This window comes from Sagittula sp. (assembly GCF_052825245.1).
Genome location: NZ_JBRBWD010000046.1, coordinates 56,012 through 74,630, shown reverse-complemented (window position 1 = coordinate 74,630; position 18,619 = coordinate 56,012). Strand labels below are relative to the sequence as shown.

The 18,619-nt window shown below is 61.7% G+C and carries 19 protein-coding genes; 16 read left to right on the top strand and 3 right to left on the bottom strand.

What is annotated here, in order from left to right:
• Window positions 1-17 precede the first annotated feature (17 nt).
• The 8 genes from ACU0DV_RS20205 (at window position 18) to ACU0DV_RS20170 (ending at window position 7,571) form a co-directional block, all read left to right on the top strand.
• Entirely contained in the window at window positions 18-875 is an 858-nt protein-coding gene (locus tag ACU0DV_RS20205) for a MaoC/PaaZ C-terminal domain-containing protein (protein ID WP_027264317.1), read from the top strand.
• Window positions 876-885: 10 nt separating this feature from the next.
• Window positions 886-2,022, top strand: coding sequence for a CaiB/BaiF CoA transferase family protein (locus ACU0DV_RS20200; RefSeq protein WP_271109732.1), 1,137 nt, complete (start codon window positions 886-888; stop codon window positions 2,020-2,022).
• 63 nt (window positions 2,023-2,085) lie between these two features.
• The gene (locus tag ACU0DV_RS20195) at window positions 2,086-2,805 is read left to right on the top strand and encodes a transglutaminase-like domain-containing protein (protein WP_088652417.1); all 720 of its coding nucleotides are present in this window, start codon (window positions 2,086-2,088) and stop codon (window positions 2,803-2,805) included.
• Entirely contained in the window at window positions 2,802-3,251 is a 450-nt protein-coding gene (locus tag ACU0DV_RS20190) for a MaoC family dehydratase (RefSeq protein ID WP_088652416.1), read from the top strand. The genes ACU0DV_RS20195 and ACU0DV_RS20190 overlap by 4 nt, the downstream gene beginning before the upstream one ends.
• Window positions 3,238-4,362, top strand: coding sequence for an acyl-CoA dehydrogenase family protein (locus ACU0DV_RS20185; RefSeq protein ID WP_271109731.1), 1,125 nt, complete (start codon window positions 3,238-3,240; stop codon window positions 4,360-4,362). Before ACU0DV_RS20190 ends, ACU0DV_RS20185 begins: the two co-directional genes overlap by 14 nt.
• Window positions 4,359-5,510 carry an acyl-CoA dehydrogenase family protein gene (locus ACU0DV_RS20180; protein WP_271109730.1) on the top strand — a complete coding sequence of 384 codons (1,152 nt, stop codon included), beginning with the start codon at window positions 4,359-4,361 and terminating at the stop codon, window positions 5,508-5,510. The genes ACU0DV_RS20185 and ACU0DV_RS20180 overlap by 4 nt, the downstream gene beginning before the upstream one ends.
• 27 nt (window positions 5,511-5,537) lie before the next feature.
• Window positions 5,538-6,347 (top strand): enoyl-CoA hydratase/isomerase family protein, encoded by an 810-nt coding sequence (locus tag ACU0DV_RS20175; protein ID WP_271109729.1) that lies wholly within the window; start codon window positions 5,538-5,540, stop codon window positions 6,345-6,347.
• Window positions 6,348-6,374: 27 nt separating this feature from the next.
• Window positions 6,375-7,571: a phenylacetate--CoA ligase family protein gene (locus tag ACU0DV_RS20170; RefSeq protein WP_223228105.1), complete on the top strand. Its 1,197-nt coding sequence runs from the start codon at window positions 6,375-6,377 to the stop codon at window positions 7,569-7,571.
• Window positions 7,572-7,642: 71 nt separating this feature from the next.
• Here ACU0DV_RS20170 and ACU0DV_RS20165 read toward each other — a convergent pair whose 3' ends face one another.
• Window positions 7,643-8,608 carry an NAD(P)H-dependent flavin oxidoreductase gene (locus ACU0DV_RS20165; protein WP_027264325.1) on the bottom strand — a complete coding sequence of 322 codons (966 nt, stop codon included), beginning with the start codon at window positions 8,606-8,608 and terminating at the stop codon, window positions 7,643-7,645.
• Between the two features lie 133 nt (window positions 8,609-8,741).
• On the opposite strand from ACU0DV_RS20165, the gene ACU0DV_RS20160 reads away from it, so the two are divergent.
• From ACU0DV_RS20160 to ACU0DV_RS20125, 8 genes are all read left to right on the top strand, one after another.
• On the top strand, window positions 8,742-9,602 hold the full coding sequence (locus ACU0DV_RS20160) for an enoyl-CoA hydratase/isomerase family protein (protein WP_446273571.1): 861 nt from the start codon (window positions 8,742-8,744) through the stop codon (window positions 9,600-9,602).
• Window positions 9,599-10,789: a CaiB/BaiF CoA transferase family protein gene (locus tag ACU0DV_RS20155; RefSeq protein ID WP_027264327.1), complete on the top strand. Its 1,191-nt coding sequence runs from the start codon at window positions 9,599-9,601 to the stop codon at window positions 10,787-10,789. Before ACU0DV_RS20160 ends, ACU0DV_RS20155 begins: the two co-directional genes overlap by 4 nt.
• A gap of 1 nt (window position 10,790) precedes the next feature.
• Window positions 10,791-11,966, top strand: a complete 1,176-nt coding sequence (locus tag ACU0DV_RS20150) for an acyl-CoA dehydrogenase family protein (protein ID WP_027264328.1) — start codon at window positions 10,791-10,793, stop codon at window positions 11,964-11,966.
• A gap of 17 nt (window positions 11,967-11,983) precedes the next feature.
• On the top strand, window positions 11,984-13,126 hold the full coding sequence (locus ACU0DV_RS20145; protein WP_027264329.1) for an acyl-CoA dehydrogenase family protein: 1,143 nt from the start codon (window positions 11,984-11,986) through the stop codon (window positions 13,124-13,126).
• 28 nt (window positions 13,127-13,154) lie between these two features.
• On the top strand, window positions 13,155-13,931 hold the full coding sequence (locus ACU0DV_RS20140; protein WP_027264330.1) for an enoyl-CoA hydratase/isomerase family protein: 777 nt from the start codon (window positions 13,155-13,157) through the stop codon (window positions 13,929-13,931).
• 41 nt (window positions 13,932-13,972) lie between these two features.
• Complete coding sequence (locus ACU0DV_RS20135) at window positions 13,973-14,494, top strand: TRAP transporter small permease subunit (RefSeq protein WP_027264331.1); 522 nt, start codon at window positions 13,973-13,975, stop codon at window positions 14,492-14,494.
• Window positions 14,495-14,504: 10 nt separating this feature from the next.
• Window positions 14,505-15,812, top strand: coding sequence for a TRAP transporter large permease (locus tag ACU0DV_RS20130; protein ID WP_027264332.1), 1,308 nt, complete (start codon window positions 14,505-14,507; stop codon window positions 15,810-15,812).
• 66 nt (window positions 15,813-15,878) lie between these two features.
• On the top strand, window positions 15,879-17,012 hold the full coding sequence (locus tag ACU0DV_RS20125) for a C4-dicarboxylate TRAP transporter substrate-binding protein (protein ID WP_027264333.1): 1,134 nt from the start codon (window positions 15,879-15,881) through the stop codon (window positions 17,010-17,012).
• Window positions 17,013-17,080: 68 nt separating this feature from the next.
• Here the strand turns inward: ACU0DV_RS20125 and ACU0DV_RS20120 are convergent, their stop codons facing one another.
• Entirely contained in the window at window positions 17,081-18,226 is a 1,146-nt protein-coding gene (locus ACU0DV_RS20120) for a thiolase (protein ID WP_027264334.1), read from the bottom strand.
• Entirely contained in the window at window positions 18,223-18,618 is a 396-nt protein-coding gene (locus tag ACU0DV_RS20115) for a Zn-ribbon domain-containing OB-fold protein (protein WP_027264335.1), read from the bottom strand. Before ACU0DV_RS20115 ends, ACU0DV_RS20120 begins: the two co-directional genes overlap by 4 nt.
• Window position 18,619 lies beyond the last annotated feature (1 nt).

Genomic DNA, 18,619 nt, shown 5'->3' with positions numbered 1-18,619 from the left:
CTAAGGGAGGAAAGATCATGCCACTGGATTTCGAAGCACTTTCGAATTGGGATTTCGAAGAGATCAAGCAGACTCTGACCGAGCGGGATACCATCCTTTACGCACTCGGGCTGGGGTTCGGCGAAGATCCGACAGACAAGAAAGAACTGGCCTTTGTCTATGAGGACGGTCTGAAGGCGGTTCCCTCGATGGCGGTCATTTTGGGGTATCCCGGCTTCTGGCTGCGCGATCCCAAGACCGGCGTAAACTGGCAAAAAGTGCTGCACGGAGAACAGTGGCTCGACATCTACAAGCCGCTGCCGACACATGGCCGGATTGTCGGCCGCAGCCAGATCGACTTCATCTCGGACAAGGGCGAGGGCAAGGGCGCTGTGATCTATCAAAGCCGCGAGATCATCGACGCGGACAGCGGCGACAAGCTGGCACGCGTCGCGATGTCGGCCTTCGCCCGGGGCGACGGCGGATTCGGCGGCGAGAACAGGCCCGGCCCGACGCCGGCGGTGCTGCCGGACCGGGTGCCCGATCACATATGTGATATCGAGACGCTTCCGCGCCAGGCGCTGATCTACCGGCTCAGCGGCGACATGAACCCGCTGCATGCCGACCCCGATGTCGCGCGGTCGGTCGGGTTCGACCGCCCGATCCTGCACGGTTTGGCGACCTATGGTCTGGCCGCCCGGGCGATTCTCAAGACGTTGCTGGACTATGATTCTGCCCGGCTTGTCGGTCTGGATGTTCGGTTCTCGGCTCCGGTCTATCCCGGCGAAACCGTGCGGTTCGAAATCTGGGAAGAGGACGGCGAGGCCCGGTTTCGAGCGTCTATTCCTGCACGCGACGTGGTTGTTCTGAACAACGGCGCGGCGCGCTTTGCCTGAGGCAGTGAAGATGGCTCAACCGCTCAAGGATATCCTGGTGCTGGATTTCAGCACACTTCTTCCCGGTCCGATGGCGACGCTCATGCTGTCCGAGGTCGGGGCCGAAGTAATCAAGTTCGAACGGCCCGGAGTCGGCGAGGACGCGCGCCACACGGAGCCCAAGATCGACGGAGAGAGCATCGGATTTGCCGTGTTGAACCACGGCAAGCGATCGGTTGCCATCGACCTCAAGTCGAGGGGTGCAGTGGAATGGCTGCGCCCCTTGATCGAGAAGGCCGATGTTCTGGTAGAGCAGTTCCGTCCCGGCGTGATGGACCGGCTCGGGCTTGGTTATGATGCTCTGCGCGAGATCAATCCCGGTCTCATCTATTGTTCGATCACCGGCTATGGCCAGACCGGACCAAAGGCCAGCGCAGCCGGCCACGATCTCAACTACGTCGGTGATGCGGGTATCCTGTCGCTCAGTCGCGGACCGGATGACCAGCCAACGGCACCGTTCGGACTGGTCGCCGATATCGGAGGCGGAACCTATCCTGCAGTGATGAATATCCTGCTGGCCCTGATTGCGCGGCAGGCAAGCGGGCAGGGGACGCATCTGGATATCGCAATGTCCGAGGGGGCGTTCGCCTTTGCCTATTGGGCCCATGCCGAAGGTGTGATTGCCGGGCAGAACATTAAAAACGGTAGCAGCCGCCTGACGGGTGGCCTGGCCCGGTATAGGCTTTATACGGCTGCGGACGGGCGTCAGATCGCCGTCGGCGCGTTGGAAGAAAAGTTCTGGCAGTCGTTCTGCGATGTCATTGGTTTGCCGGTGGCACTTCGCGATGACTGGTCCGATCCCGATGCCAGTGCCGCGGAGGTTGCGCGTCGTCTGAGGAAACACCCCTCGACCCATTGGGAGCCTCTGCTGGCTGCGGCCGATTGCTGCTGTTCGGTCGTGAAAACGCCCGCCGAGGCGGCGCGCGACCCGCATTTCAAAGCGCGTGACGTGTTCGGGCGGACCGTAAAAATCTCTGACCGGAACACGCCCGCTTTGCCGCTGCCAATTGCGCCGGAGTTCCGTTCTTCGGGAAATTCGGTCGGAGTTGCAGCCACCTTGGGCAAAGACAATGCGCGTTATGGCGTGGACCAACCGATGACAGAGTAAATCCCGTTGACGGGCAGGTTTTGAATCGGTAATCTAACACTTGTTAGAAAAGGGGAGGGGCCAATGGACAAGTCTGACGATGACCTGCCGACTGATGCTGAGCGTTATGTCATGCCATCGCGCTTTGTGGAAAGCGATAGCTTGGAAGTGCAGGGTTTCGTGACATCGGCTTTGCGTGATCTTCCTTTGGACGCAACCAATCGAGACAAGGCGGTCCGCCTGTTCGAAGCGGTGCGCGACGATATTCGCTATGATCCCTATTGTTTCGCGCTGGATGAGGACTCTTACCGTGCCAGCCGTATCGCTGGGGCGGAAGCGGCGTTTTGCGTTCCCAAGGCAATTCTGCTGGCGGCTTGTCTGCGTGCTGTGGGTATCCCAGCCGCACTGGGGTTCGCGGATGTGCGCAACCACCTGAATACACCCAAGTTGCAGGAGTTGATGGGGACCGATCTCTTTATCTACCACGGCTACGTTCAACTGTGGTTGGGGAATGAGGCCTACAAGGTGACACCTGCATTCAACATGGAACTGTGTGAAAGATTCGGGGTCAAACCCCTGGTCTTCGACGGCTATCACGACGCGCTCTTTCATGAGTTCGACGAACAGAATCACCGACACATGGAATATGTGAACGACCGTGGTCTCTATTTCGACGCGCCGATGGGTGAGTTCCTGGTGGCGTTCAAGGAAACCTATCCGAAGCTGGAAGAATTCAACCGCATCCGGATATCCAAGGATGCGAGCGGATACGATGACGGTTTCGCAAAGGAGGGTGCCTCTTGAGGTATCTGGAAGACTTCTCGCCGGGCCAGGTCTATCGCTTTCGCAGCGCTCCGATGAGCGCGGGTTCGATAAAGGCGTTTGCCGAGGAATGGGATCCGCAGCGGCTGCACACCGACGAAAACTATGCAACCGCCATACATGGCAGCCTGATCGCCTCGGGCTTTCAGACGATGCTGGAAGTGTTTAGGCCGGTCATGTCTGAAATGATGGTCGATGTCGCCAATATCGGTGGCATGGGCTTTGACAATCTGCGCTGGCTGCGGCCGGTGCGCCCGAACGAACCCCTTGATGTCGAACTGACGGTCAACGCGGTCACGCCGTCAAAAAGCAAGCCCGACAGAGGTGTTTTGCACTATACGCTCAGCGCCAAAAACCCTGCGGGCGAGGTCGTTTTTTCGACCGACACCCCCGTGATGATCCAGCGAAAACAAAATGACACAGACTGATATCCTTTCCAGCGAACAAGAAGACCTTCGCCTGTTGCGCGAGAGCGCGCGCACGTTGTTTGAACGGGCGGGCGGAAGTGACAGAGCCCGAAAACTTCGTGATGCCGGGGGCGGTTTCGATGCGGAGATGGTCCGGGAACTCGCCGAGGCCGGCGTTTTCGGGGTGGCGGTGCCCGAAGATCAGGGCGGGCTTGGCATGGGCCTGGCCGCTGCCGGCATCATCGCCGAAGAGGTCGGTCGCGTGATTGCCCCGGAACCGGTCGTGTTGACGATCGGTCTGAGCCTCGGTCTTCTGCGCCGCCTTTGCCCGGATCATCCGAAGGTGCCACAACTCATCGGCGGCGAGGCTTCGCTGGCGGTTGCCTGGCAGGAACGTGGTCCGGGCGGTGCGCCTGCCGATGCGACCTGCCGGTATGCGGATGGAAAGTTGTTCGGCGGCAAGGCCTGGGTGGTCGGCGCGGCCGGATCGCAGGGTTTCCTTGTCGTGGCCGAAGGCGATGATGGCCCGGTTCTGGTGCTGGCCGAGGTCGGCGCGGACGGGCTTGTTACGACCGGGCGTGCGCAGGCCGATGGCAGTTCTCTGGGCGAGCTTTCCTTTTCGGGAACACCGGCTGCGGAGCTGGCCAGCGGTGCAGCGGTTCAGGAAGCACTGTCCGAGGCTGTGGCCGATGCCACGGCGCTTGCCGCGGCCGAGCTTGTCGGCCTGAGCCAGCGCGCCTTCGAGATTACGCTCGACTACATCAAGACGCGTGAGCAGTTCGACAAGCCGATCGGATCCTTCCAGGTCATCCAGCACCGCGCCGTCGACCTGAACGTGATGTGCGAGGTCGCGCAGGCCGCGGTGCGCGAAGTTCTGACGCGCATGGACGGCGAAACGGACGCAAATATCCGCGCACGTCTGGCCAGCCGGGCCAAAGCACGGGCGGTCACGGCCGCCAGGAACGTCACCCGCGACGCCATCCAGCTGCACGGGGCGGTCGGCTACACCGATGAATTCGATATCGGGCTTTATCTGAACCGGGCGCTGGTGCTGTCGGCCTGGCTGGGCGACGACGCCTATCACCGCCGGGCCTGGTTCGACGCGCGCGAAGAAGAGGGGGCCGCACAATGACCGACTGGAACGCAATGAGCGATGCGGAGTTCCGCAAGGAAGTGCGCGGTTTTTTTGAGGCCGAGTATCCCGAGGAGCTGCGCCACCTGCCGCACCGTCCCAAATTTGCCGAGATCAAGCACTGGCACCGCAAGCTGCACGCCAGAGGCTGGGTCGCACCGGCCTGGCCTGCGGAATATGGCGGCATGGGGCTGAACGCCGCCAAACTCTTGATCTTTTACGAAGAACAGCAACGCTGGGGCGTCAATCGCGGGCGCGATATGGGTGTGCAGATGGTCGGCCCGCTGATCATCAAGTTCGGCACACAGGAGCAGAAAGACTATTGGCTGCCGCGCATCCTGAGTTGCGAAGACATCTGGTGCCAGGGCTACTCAGAGCCGGGCGCTGGGTCCGATCTGGCCAATCTGCGCACCCGCGCGGATATTGACGGCGGTGACTTCGTCATCAATGGGCAGAAGATCTGGACCACGATGGCGCATGACGCCACCCATATCTTCATGCTGGTGCGCACCGACCCGGACACGCCCAGGAAACAACAGGGCATCAGCTTTGTCCTGGCGCCGATGGATCAGAGCGGTGTCGAGGTGCGCACGATCACCACGCTTTCCGGGGAAACCGAGTTTTGCGAGGTCTTCTTCGACAATGCCCGCACGCCGCGCGAAAACCTCGTGGGCGAGCTGAACAAGGGCTGGAGCATGGCCAAGGCTCTCTTGAGTTTTGAGCGCATCTTCATCGGCTCGCCCAGCCTGGCCCAGAACGCCCTGGGTCAGCTTGAGAGCTTTGCCCGGGGCCGTGGCGCCTTTGACGATCCGGTGTTCCGCGACCGTTTTGCCCAGGCCGCGCTTGATGTCGAGGATCACGCGGCGCTTTATGCCCGCTTTGCCGACCAGTTGAAGCGCGGCGAAACGCTGGGCGCGGATGTCTCGATGCTCAAGATCTGGGTGACCGAGTGCTTTCAGCGCATCACCGAATTGATGATCGAGGCCGCCGGACCCGATGGCGCCACCGTCGGCCCGCTTCAGGTCGGCAACGTAAGTGTCGATGTCCTTGCGAGCTTCTACAAGGCCAGGCCGACCACGATCTACGGCGGATCGAACGAAATCCAGCGAAACATCCTGTCCAAGGCCGTTCTCGGACTGCCGGGCTGAACCCATACCCTACGGAGGAAAAGACCCATGTCGGAGCGTTATGCAAAATACGACAAACTGAAATTTGACTATCCCGCGGATCGCGTGCTGCGCATCACGTTCGACCGGCCCGAGAGCTTCAACTCGGTGGATGCCGAAACCCACACCCAGATGACGGACATGTGGATCGACATCGACCGCGACCCCGACATCAACGCGGTCATCGTGACCGGCGCGGGCAAGGCGTTTTCGGCGGGCGGCGATTTCAGCCTGATTGAGAAGATGATCGGCGACTCGCACGAGATCATGAAGACGTGGAAAGAAGCCAAGGATCTCGTCTACAACATCATCAACTGCAACAAGCCGATCATTTCCGCGATCAATGGCCCTGCGGCAGGCGCGGGCCTTGTGGTTGCCATCCTGGCCGACATCTCGATCGCCGGGAAACGGGCAAAGATTGTCGATGGTCATCCGCGTCTGGGCGTTGCCGCTGGCGATGTCGCGGCGATTATCTGGCCGCTGCTGACCTCGATGGCCAAGGCGAAATACTATCTGATGACCTGCAAGCCGGTGTCGGGCGAAGAGGCCGAGCGCATCGGTCTGGTGTCAATGTGCGTCGAGGATGACGAGCTTCAGCAGATCGCTTTGGACACGGCTGTCGAACTGGCCAACGGCTCGCAAAGCGCGATCCGCTGGACCAAGTATTCGCTGAACAACTGGCTGCGCCAGGCCGGGCCGATCTTTGATGCGTCGACCGCGCTGGAGATGCTTGGTTTTATGAGCGAGGACGTCAAGGAAGGTGTGTTGTCGCACCGCGAGAAGCGCGCGCCAAACTTCCGCAAGGACTGCCCGCTTTAACGCCCGATTGGACGAGGAGGCATGGAAATGTCTGATGATATCTACAAAGATATAGCGCAAGCCTATGCCGCTGCGGCCGAAAAAGCTCCTGGCCTGAAATCGCGATTTACGGCTGCCGGATTCGATCCGGCAGCCGTCACATCGGTGGCGGACCTCTCGCGACTTCCAGTGATGAAAAAAGAAGAGCTTCTGAAGATCCAGCGCGAGAACCCGCCTTTCGGCGGATTCCTTGCCTCGGATCTGAAGGATATTGGACGGATCTACGTGTCCCCTGGCCCAATTTTCGAGCCGGCCCTTTCGGGCGAGGGAGGTCATGGCCTGGACCTGCTTTTCAAGGCGGCAGGCGTGGGGCCGGGGGATATCATCCTGAACACCTGGATGTATCATCTTGTGCCCGCAGGCTTGCTGTTCGACGAAGCGGCACAGGCCGCAGGTGCCACGGTGATTCCCGGCGGCGTGGGCAATACCGAGCTTCAGGCGCAGATCATCGTCGAAACCGGCGTGACTTCGATCTGCGCCTCGACCGCGTTTTTCCTGACGCTGGCGGACAAGGTGATCGAAACCTATGGCCGCGACGCATGGAAGGTGAAGACAGCCTTCCTCGGCGGTGAGATGGGCGACTGGATGGCCAAGCGCCGCCGGATCGAGGCCGAATACGGCGTGTCCACCTGGGCCGCCTATGCCACCGCCGATCTAGGCCTTGTCGCCTATGAGGATGGCGGCGAAGGCTATCTGGTTCATCCCGACCGCGTGGTGCAGATCTGCGATCCGGTCAGCGGCGAACAGGTCGCCCATGGCGAACCGGGCGAGGTTGTCGTGACCGCGCGCGATGCCACCTGGCCGATGATCCGGTTCGGCACCGGCGACAGCGCCTTTGCCCTGGAAAGCAACGCGGATGGCACCGTCAGCCGGATTTCAGCATTGCAGGGACGGGTCGGGGCAGCGGTCAAAGTGCGCGAGATTTTCGTTTATCCGCGCGTGGTTGAAGAAGTTGTCATCGGCACGCCGGGCGCAAAGGCCGCGCAGGCCGTGGTAACGCGCGAGAACGATCGCGACATGATCCGCCTCTCGCTTGTGCTGGAAGACGGTGCCGACGCTTCTGCTGCGGAAGCAGCCGCCGCCAAAAACTTCAAACTGCATACACGAATTCGTGTCGACGAAGTGAACATTGTTTCGGAACTACCCGAAAATGCAGAACTGATCGTCAACCAAAAGGACCGCTAAGATCGGGTCTCGATCATTCGCGACAACCGCAGAAACAGATGGGCGGCCGGGCAACCGGCCGCCCTCTTTCGTCAGGAACAGAGCGCATCTTTGGCGACCTGGTATTCCCGGTCGAGACGGTCGACGTAGTCCGCCGTGGTCATCACCTCTTTCACCGCTCCGATCCCCTGACCGCTGCCCCAGATGTCACGCCAGGCCTTGGGGCGAATGTCGCCGGTGGCCAGATCGAGTTTGTTGCCGATCCCGGCCAGGTTGTCCGGATCGAGACCGACCGCCCGCACCGACGGTTTCAGATAGTTGGCATGCACGCCGCTGAAATAGTCGGTATAGACAATATCATCGGCCCCGCCTTCGACGATCATTTGCTTGTACTCCTCCGACGCGACCGCCTCGGTCATGGCAATGAAGGGGGATCCGATATACCCAAAATCCGCACCCATGGCCTGCGCCGCCAGAATTGAGCGCCCGGTCGCGATGGACCCGGACAGGGCAAGCGGACCATCGAACCATTCCCGGATTTCCTGAACCAGCGCAAAGGGTGACAAGGCCCCGGCGTGGCCGCCAGCGCCGGCGCAGACCGCGATCAGGCCGTCGGCGCCCTTGTCGATCGCTTTCCTGGCGTATTTGTTGTTGATTACATCGTGCAGTACAGTGCCGCCGCACTCATGTGCCGCCTGGTTGACGTCTTCCCGTGCGCCCATTGATGTGATCCAGACAGGCACTTTCCAGCGCGCACATATTTCGACGTCCCGCTCAATCCGATCATTCGATCGATGGACGATCTGGTTGACCGCGAATGGCGCGGCGGGCCGATCGGGATTGGCCTGATTGTGCGCGTCAAGCTCTTCAGTGATGCGCTTGAGCCAGGCTTCAAGCAGCGGCGGTTCACCTTCGGACTCGCGTGCGTTCAGCGCCGGAAAGCTGCCGATGACGCCGGCTTTGCACTGGGCGACGACAAGATCCGGCCCGGACACCAGGAACATGGGCGAGCAGATCACAGGCAGGCGCAAGCGGCCGAGAGGGGTGTCGGAGTACATTGTCTATTTCTTCTTTGCTGTTTCAACAGGGGGTGCCGAGGCCCGTAGCCGTGACGGGCGCGCATGGGAAGGGAAGCCGAAAAAACGTGCCAGCAGACCGCAAGGAAATACACAGAACGGGTGAATTTTACACATGTCTGATTTTCCGCACCGGACTATTGCCCGTCGCTCAATGCCACTCCTATCGTGTTCCATGCTAGCCCATTCCTGGGAGGAGGAAGCGGTGCCATTGCTCTACAGCCGCTCGGAAAGCGTTGGTCGGATGACTTTCGATTTTCCCGAGAAGAAGAATGCCCTTGATCAAGACGCACGCAAAGAGATGGAACGCATCGTCACCCAGGTGCGCGACGATGACCGCGTGCGCGCGCTGTTGATCACGGGTGCCGGGGGCGCGTTTTGCGCCGGAGGCGATATCAGCACCTTCGCCGGTTCTTCGCCTGTGGCCATGCGGGACCGCATGAAACAACAGCACCGCGTAACCCGGATGCTATATGATCTTGAAAAGCCGGTCGTCGCGGCGGTTGCCGGGCCGGCCTTTGGCGTGGGGTTCAACATTGCGCTTCTGGCTGACGTGATCCTGGCCGCGCCCTCGGCCCGCTTTTGCCAGGCCTATGCGCGCGTGGCGATCGTGCCCGACGGTGGCGGGCTTTACTTGCTGGCGCGGACGGTCGGGACGCAGCGGGCGAAGGCGATGTTCCTGACGGCCCAGGTGATCGATGCCCAAGAGGCGCACGACCTTGGGATCGTCCACGCAATCCACGAAGAAGACGCGCTCGACGCAGAGGCCGATGCGCTGGCCGTGCGTCTGGCCGAAGGGCCGACCCGAGCCTTTGGGCTGGGCAAGTCGATGCTGAACCGTGGCATGGATTGCGATTTCGCGACCTATCTCGAGATCGAGGCAACCGCCGAAGCCCATATCATGCAGACCGCAGATCACCGCGAGGCGGTCGCCTCTTTCAAGGAAAAGCGCCCGCCGGGCTTTGTCGGATCATGAACGCGGCGCCCGATTGTGGCCCGCTGGCCGGTCTTCGGGTGATCGACCTCGGGCAGGTCTACCTTGGGCCCTATTGCGGTCTGATGTTCGCGCTCATGGGGGCCGAGGTCATCAAGGTCGAGCCGCCCGGCGGCGACAGTATCCGCGGCATCGCGGGCGGGCGCGAGAACCCCGCAGCGATGATGCTCAATTCCAGCAAACAGAGCGTGACGCTTGATCTGGGGTCCGAGGGCGGGCGCAGCGCCCTGCTGGCGCTGGCAGATTCGGCCGATGTTCTAATCGAGAATTTCCGTCCCGGTACGATGGAGAAACTGGGGCTGGGGTGGGAAACACTCTGTGCCCGCAATCCGCGCCTGGTCATGGGGTCAGGAAAGGGTTACGCGGCCGATTCCGTCTATCGCGATGCGCCGGCGATGGATTTTCCTATTCAGGCCCTGACCGGGCTGATGTCGGTGACCGGGTTTCCCGATGGTCCGCCGGTGAAATGCGGCGCAGCGATCACCGATTTTCTGGGCGGTATCCACCTTTTTGGTGGCATTATGGCGGCGTTGCATGCGCGCGGCGCGACAGGGCGCGGGGACTTTGTCCAGATCGCGATGCAGGACGTCACGCACCACGCGCTGGCGTCGAATATCGCAAGCTATCTGCTGGCGCCTGACGGGTTCGCCGACCGGGCCGGCAACAGTCAGGCCGTGCTCAAGGTCGCACCCTACGACCTGTTTCCGGCGCGCGACGGGCAGGTGGCCATCATGTGCCTGAATGATCGCCACTGGCAGCAGCTGACCCGGGCCATGGGTCGCCCTGATCTGGCCGAAGATCCCGAACTGGCCGCGGGACCCGCGCGCTGCGCGCGGCGTGCCCAAGTCGATGGCTGGGTGACGGCGTGGACCTCAAGTCAGACCCGCGCCGAGATTTTCGCGGCCCTGAGCAGCGCACATGTGCCGGGCGCCCCGGTGCGCACGCTCGCTGAGGTGGTGTCGGACGATGACATGCGCGCCCGCGGCATGATCCATGACCTTCCGCATCCAGACCTGGGCACGGTCCCTGTTCCAGGGCTGCCGATGCGTTTCGCGGCTCACCCACAGGTCGCCCCTATCCCCGCACCAACCGTAGGCGCCGATACGGCGCGCATCCTGGCCGCGCTGGAACAGGACCTGCCCTCTGCTCAATCAAAGGACACCTACTGACATGTTCAAGCTCGATCCGGAATTGGAGGATTTTCGCAACGAGGCACGCAAGCTGGCTGAGCGCGAGTTTGCTCCCAGGGCCGCCCATTGGGACGAAGCCGAAGAGTTTCCAGCCGCGAACCGCGACAAGCTGGCCGAACTTGGCTATCTGGGAATGTTCATCCCTGAAGAATACGGCGGCTCCGGCGCGCCAGTGATCCAGGGCACGGTGTTTCTGGAAGAAATGGCGCGGGTCTGTTTCAACACGGCGCTGGTCTCGCAACTCTACCTGAACGGCCCATCCCGGGCAATCAGCGTTCTGGGCAGCGACGAGCAGAAAAAGCGGTTCCTGCCAGACATGGCGGCCGGCAAGAAATTCATCGCAATCGCCATCAGCGAGCCAGAGGCGGGGTCGGCGGTGACAGACCTGCGCACCACGGCCACAAGGGACGGCGACGGATGGGTGCTGAATGGCAACAAATGCTGGTCCACGGGCGCCCATGTGGCCGATTATGCGCTGGTCTTCTGCCGTTTCGGCAAGGCCAGCGGGGCGAAGGGGATTGGTGCCTTTGTCGTCGATCTGAAGAAGCCGGGCGCGCGGATCGGCCACATATCGCTGAAGATGGGTGGCCGGGGGCTGACCGAGGCCGAGATTATCCTTGAAAACTACAAGGCCGGTCCCGAGGATGTGCTGGTCGAAGGGGACCCGGAAAGCTCGCGCTCCTTCGCGCTGTTGATGAGCAGTTTCGGACCCGAGCGGGTGGGCAACGCAGCGATGTGCGTGGGGCTGGCGCAGGGCGCTTTCGATGCTGCAAAGTCGTATTCCGAGATTCGCCATCAGTTCGGGCGCCCGATCAAGGAATTCCAGGGCCTGCAATGGAAAATCGCCGACATGGCCACACAGATCCATGCTGCGCGTCTGATGGTCTATCGGGCCGCGACCAACCCCGCGCCGAACGGCTTTCCCGATCCGATGGATGCGACCATGGCCAAGCTTTACGCCAACGAAATGGCGCAGAGGGTCACGAACGAAGCGCTGCAGATCCACGGTCACAATGGTTACACGCGCGAATACCCGCTGGAACGTATGGTGCGTGACGCGCGCGGCTTCGCGCTTGGCGGTGGCACCGTCGAAATCCTGCGCAATACGATCGCCGCCATGGTCTACGGCCACAGCTTCGACCAGCGGCGGGGGTAGGGCGGATGCATCCCTCGTTGCTAACGACAGAACAGGTCGCTCTCAAGGATGCCGCGCGCAAACTGGCGCTCGGGGAATTCCGGGACCGCGCCGCACGCTGGGACCGCGACGGCATCTACCCCGAGGAAAACCACCATCGCCTGGGCGCGCTTGGCTATCTGGGCATGACCATTCCCGAAGAATACGGCGGTGGCGGTACGCCGCTGGTGGATTGCTATCTCGTGATCGAAGAACTGGCCAAGGTGGATTTCAATACCGCGCTGATCGTTCACGATCAGAACGTCTCGCCCCGGATCATCGCCACCTGCGGCAGCGAGGCGTTGAAGCAGGCTTTCCTGCCCCGCTTCGCCGCGGGCGAGATCGAATGCGCGATCTCCTGGTCCGAGCCCGAGGCCGGGTCGGACGCCACCGCGGTGACGACATCGCTGCGCCCGGACGGGGACGGGTTTGTGCTGAACGGCGGCAAGATCTTTACCACTTTCGGCGACAGGGCCGATTACCTTCTGGTCTATGCTCGGTTCTGCGAAAGCAAAGGCGCGCGAGGCATCGGAACCGTTTTGGTGCACCGCAAAAGCCCCGGCGTTTCGGTCCATATTCTTGAACAGAAGATGGGCGCGCGCGGCTGCAACGAATGCGAGATCCATTTCGACGATGTGCGGGTGCCGTCCGAAAACGTCGTGACCGAAGGGCTGGCCGGCAACTCCAGCGGCTTTGTCCGCCCGCTGGGTGTCTATAACGCCACGCGCGTCGGCATGGGGATACTGGCGCTTGGTGTCGCCGAGGGGGCGTTCGACCTTGCACGCGACTACATGAAGACCCGCCGGCAATTCGGCAAGGCGCTGTCCGAGATGCAGGGGCTGCAATGGATGATGTCGGACATGAAGGTGCAGATCGAGGCCGCGCGGTCGTTGTGTTATACGGCGCTGTCGCTGATCGACCGCGGCCAGCCCGATCCAACATTGTCTTCGATCGCCAAGGTTCAGGCCACCGAAATGGCACAGCGCGTCACCCATGACGCCATGCAGATGTTCGGTGGCTACGGCTATTTCGGTTCGCTTCCGTTGGAGCGGATGGTGAGGGATGTGCGGATGCTGACGATCACCGGGGGAACGACCCAGATACATAAGAACGGGATTGCTCGGGCGCTGTTCACTGACTGACGAATCTTCGCCAAAGGGAGGGGTGGTCATGACAAGCGATATCACTGTGGAACACTCAGAAGGTCTGGCCGTCGTGTCGTTGAACCGGCCCGACAAGCTGAATGCGCTGACCCTCGACATGCGCGTCGAACTCCTGGACGCGTTTCGCGATATCCAAACTGACCCGCGGATTCGCGCCGTATTACTGCGGGCCGAGGGCCGCGCTTTTTGTGCGGGTGCGGATATTTCGACCATGGGCAAGGACGATGTCTGGGGTGATCGGGCGCGCTTGTACAGGGCGCACCAGATGATCCTTTCCATATTCAATTGCGAGAAGCCTGTGGTTGCCGCGGTGCGCGGTCCGGCGGTCGGGATCGGTCTGAGCATGGCGCTCGCCTGCGACGTTATCCTGCTCTCCGAGACGGCAAGATTCGGTCAGGTTTTTCGCAAGATCGGGCTGGCCCCCGATGGCGGCGCGGCGTTTTTCCTTCAGAATCTGATCGGTCGGCAACGTGCGACGGACCTTGCCTTCTCAGCGCGGATGGTGCCGGCGGATGAAGCCCTGAGCCTGGGATTGGCAAGCCAGGTTCATCCCGATGATGCCCTCGACCGGGCGGCCCTGGACTATGCGACAGACCTGGCCGCGGGGCCAACCTTTGCCCTGGCCGGTACCAAGCGGCTGATGCGCGCCGCGATGCAACCGTCTCTGGAGAGCTTTCTTGAAACAGAAGCCATCATTCAGGGGCAAATCATCAAGAGCGCGGATCACGCCGAAGGCATCGACGCCTTTCTGAGCAAGAGAAAACCGGTTTTCCGTGGCGTATGACCAAGCGGATTGGCCCTTTTTACGACAGGGAAGAGATAGTGATGGAAACAGTCATTGCACGACTTGGCAGGGTGTCGCGGATTATCACCTATATTGCGACTGCCCTGGCGGCCCTGATGATGGTCCACGTCACGCTCGATGTCATCCTGAGCCAGTTCATCGCCGAGCCCCTGCCGGGCACGGTGGATTACGTGTCGTATTATTACATGGTCGGGTTGGTCTTTCTGCCGCTTCCCTTCGTCGAATACACCAACGAGCACATCAAGGTCGACCTGATCCACGATCTGCTCCCGACGGGGGCGAGGACCGCTCTCGACATGCTGGCTCTGGCGCTGTCTGCGGTGTTCTACGGGCTGCTCACCTGGCAGACCTGGATCGATGCCGTCGAAAAATACCTCATCGGCGAGCAATCCATGGGCATGGCGGCGGTGACCGTCTGGCCCGGTCGCTTCTGTCTGCCTCTTGGTGCGGGGCTGATGGTTCTGCTCTTGCTGGCCAAGCTGATCCAGAGGCCTTTCACCGACGCTGGCATGGCCGGCCCCAATCACGACATGTACGAATAGGAGTGGAACGGTGAGCTTTTTCCAGATCGGCCTTTGCGGCATCGTTTCTGTCATCCTGCTGGTCTTGCTGCGCGTTCCGATCGCGGTCGCGCTGGGTATCGTGTCCTTCTTCGGGTTCTGGGCGATGCTGGGAAGCGGCGCGGCTTTCGGCCTGCTGACGGCGGTGCCCTATGATTTTGCCGCGCACTGGACCCTCAGTTCGATCCCGATGTTCCTGTTGATGGGATACGTCTGTTACCAGACCGACATCACGCGCGGGATCTTCAAGGCCGCCCGGGTCTGGCTGTCATTCCTGCCGGGCGGGCTGGCGGTCGCCAGCGTGGGCGGCGCGGCGCTGTTTTCGGCGGCGGCCGGCTCCAGCCTGGCCTGCGCCGCGGCAATGGGCCGGATCGCGGTGCCGGAAATGCTGAAGCGCGACTACGATCCCGGGCTGAGTACCGCCGTGGTTGCCGCAGCCGGCACCATGGGGTCGCTCATCCCGCCGAGCATCCTTCTGATCATCTACGGTATTTTTGCCGAGGTCGCGATCAGCAAGCTGTTTCTGGCCGCGATCGTGCCGGGCGTACTGACGATGCTGGGGTACTGGGCCGTGATCATCGTTCGTGTGTGGATCAATCCCGCGCTCGCGCCGTCGCTCGACGAAAGCGCGACATGGTCCGAACGGCTGGAGGCCCTGAGCGAGACATGGCCCGTGATCTTGCTGGTGGTGGGCGTTTTCGGCGGTCTGTTCACCGGGATATTCACACCCACGCAGGCCGGGGCTGTCGGGGCGGCGTTGTCCTTCGTGATTGCGGCGGCGCGCGGCACCCTGAACTGGAAAGTTTCCAGGATCGCGCTGATGGACACTGCAAAAATGACTGCGGCGATCTTCATCATCGCGGTCGGTGCCAACCTGTTTTCGAGGTTTCTGGCGATCAGCGGTATCCCCGAAGCGATGACCGACCTGGTGATTGATATGGGGGCCAGCTATGTGATGCTGGTTTTCGGCACGGCCGTGATCTTTTGTCTGCTGGGCATGATCCTCGATCCGCTGGGCATCCTGCTGCTGACGCTGCCGATCCTTCTGCCGATCTACGAGGCGAACCATATCAGCCTGATCTGGCTGGGCGTGCTTGCAACCAAGCTGGTCGAGATGGCTCTGATCACCCCACCGGTGGGGCTGAACGTGTTCGTGATCAAGGGCATCGTCGGTGATGCGGTCCCGATTTCACTGATTTTCAAGGGTGTTTTGTGGTTTTTGGCTGCGGATGTGGTGGTCCTGATCATCATGGTCGCCTTTCCCGAACTGATCATGTTCCTGCCAGAGCTCGGCAACTGATTTGGCCATCCCGGCCGTGACGAACCCCGCGCAATAGCGGGGTCTTGAAAAAGAGGAGGAGACCACATGAAACTGACCAATGCGTTTGCCGCGCTGGCGGCGACGACCGTTCTAGCGGCGACACCGGCCCTGGCCGAAAAGCGGGTGACTATATCCAACTGGACGTCACCCAATCACGCGACATCGCGTGGCCATGCCGCCTTTGCCGAAATGACCGAATCTGAATTTCCGGATGCCTTCGACTTCAAGCTGTTTGCCGGCGGCGCCTTGCTTGGCCCCAAGCCAACACTGTCCGGCCTGCGCGACGGCGTCGCCGATGTAGGTCTGCTGGCGTTGACCTATTTCAGGTCGGAAATGCCCTATGCGCAGCTCGTCGCCGATCTCGCTCTTTTGGGCGAGGACCACTATGCCATGGCCGGCGCGACCAGCGAATTCGTGATGCTGCACTGCCAGCCGTGCAAGGACGAGTTCGCAAAGAACGGCATGGTGGCGCTGAGCGGGATCAGCACTGCGCCTTATGTATTGCTGACCACCAAGCCGATCGTCGAAATCAGCGATATGCAAGGGGTCAAGCTGCGCACGGGCGGGTCGGTCTGGGACCGCTGGGCGACACGCCTTGGGGCAGAGCCGGTAAACGTGCCGTCGAGCGAGATGTACGACACGATGAGCCACGGTGTCGTCACCGCTGCGGTGCAGCCGGTCGGTGCGCTCAAGGGGCACAGTCTGATCGAGGTTGCCAAGCACCTGACGGAGTTGCCGTTGGGCACCTATCATTCCGGTTCGATCTTTGCCGCCGGCCCGAAATTCTGGATCTCACTTTCGCCGGAGCAACGCGAGCAATTCGTCAAGAACATACCCGAGGCCGTGGCGCAGACCGAGGTGTACTACGAAACCGACGATCTCGACGTGCTGAAAGAGGCGGGTGGGCTTGGCCTGCAGGTACACCAGCCGTCGCCTGAGTTTCTTCAGGATCTCATTGATTTCCGCACCGCCGATCTTGAAGAGATCGCCCGCATCTCGCGCGAGGAACGCGGCATCGAAGATCCGGAACCGCTGATCGCAACCTATCGCGAGCTGATCGAGAAATGGCACGGTCTGGTTGAGCCGCTGCAACCGATCCGGGACAATCATCAGCCTTATGCAGACCTTCTGCGTCAGGAGATTTATTCCAAGATCGACTTCGCAACCTACCCGAACTGAGCCGTTTCAGGCCTGAATACACAGCGGCCCTTCGCAAGAAGGGCCGCTTCATTGCTTCCTTCGTCTGTTCAGAGGGTGGCTTCGGTGCCCAGGATATTCGTCACCTGGCTGGACAGGACACCGCCGTTGCCGTGGGCCAGGGCCAGTTCGGCACTGCCGATCTGGCGATCGCCAGCATCGCCGCGCAGTTGCCGCACCGCCTCGACCAGCGTGAAGATGCCGTACATCCCGGGATGCACGCATGACAGGCCGCCACCATTGGTATTGACCGGCAGGTGGCCGCCAGGCGCGATGCCGCCGTTCGCCACAAACGCACCGCCTTCGCCTTTCTTGCAAAAGCCCAGATCTTCTAGAAAAAGGATCACATTGATGGTGAACGCGTCGTAGAGCTGGACCACGTCGATGTCCGCGGGTTTGACACCCGCCATGTCCATGGCCGTTCGCCCTGATTGCGCAGCGCCGGTCACGGTCAGGTCCGCCATTTCGGAGATGTCGCGGTGCGTCGTGCCCTCGCCGCCGCCCAGCAAATACACCGGAGGTCTGGGGTGATCCTTGGCCGTCTCGGCCCGGCGCATCACAATCGCGCCACCGCCATCGGTCACAAGGCAGCAGTCGCGCACCCGCAGAGGGTCGGAAACCGGCCGCGAGGCGATGACATCCTCGCGCGTCAGAGGATCGCGCATGAAAGCGTCGGGGTTCTTTTGGGCCCAGGCCCGGGCCGCCACCGCCACGTCGGCCAGCTGTTCGCGCGTTGTGCCGAATTGCGTCATGTGACGGTCTGTGGCCAGCGCATAGGACGACAGCGGGAACAACGGTCGGTAGGGGGCCTCGTAGGTCGGCAGGCCAAGCGCAGTCATCAGCTTGCCCGAGGCGGTGCGCTGGTTCGATCCGTAGCAGATCAACACGGTATCAGCGAGCCGCAATTCGAGCAGCATCGCGGCCCAGAGCGTGTGCGACAGGAACGACGAGCCGCCCATGCGGTTGTTCATCGTGAACCTGGGGTTCAAGCCCAATTCCTGCGCCAGTGTAAGACCCGACAGCATATCCAGCGGCTGGCAGGTGGCAACGGCATCGACCTCGCCAAGTGCGATCCCCGCATCGGCAAGCGCGCCGTGCACCCCCTCGATTGTGATCTCCATCGAGCTTTTGCCATGGGCCTCGCCGCAGCCTGCCAGCGCTGCACCGACGATGGCGGCTTTTCCCCGTAAACTCAATTTGCTTCTCCTTCTGGCCGGAAAACCACGGCGGGGTCACCTTCGGCGCCTTCGCCGATCGACGCGGTTACTTTCAGCCCGGCGACAATCTGGTCATGCGCGATACCGTCGATGCGCGACATCATTCGTACCCCTTCCTCCAGGTCCACCAGAACCACGTTGTAATCGCCGCCTCGTTCCGGTTTTCGGCGCACGACCGTTCGCGCATAGACGGTGCCCCTCCCGGTTGGCGCGAACCATCCCAGATCCGCGCTGCCGCAGGCCGGACAGATCACGCGCGGATGGAATACATGGGTGCCGCAGCCGCCACATTTCTGAATCTCGAAGACGCCCTCGGCCAGCTTCGCGGCGAAGACGGCGTCCGGCCCTGGGCCTTGTCCAATGCCGGCCATC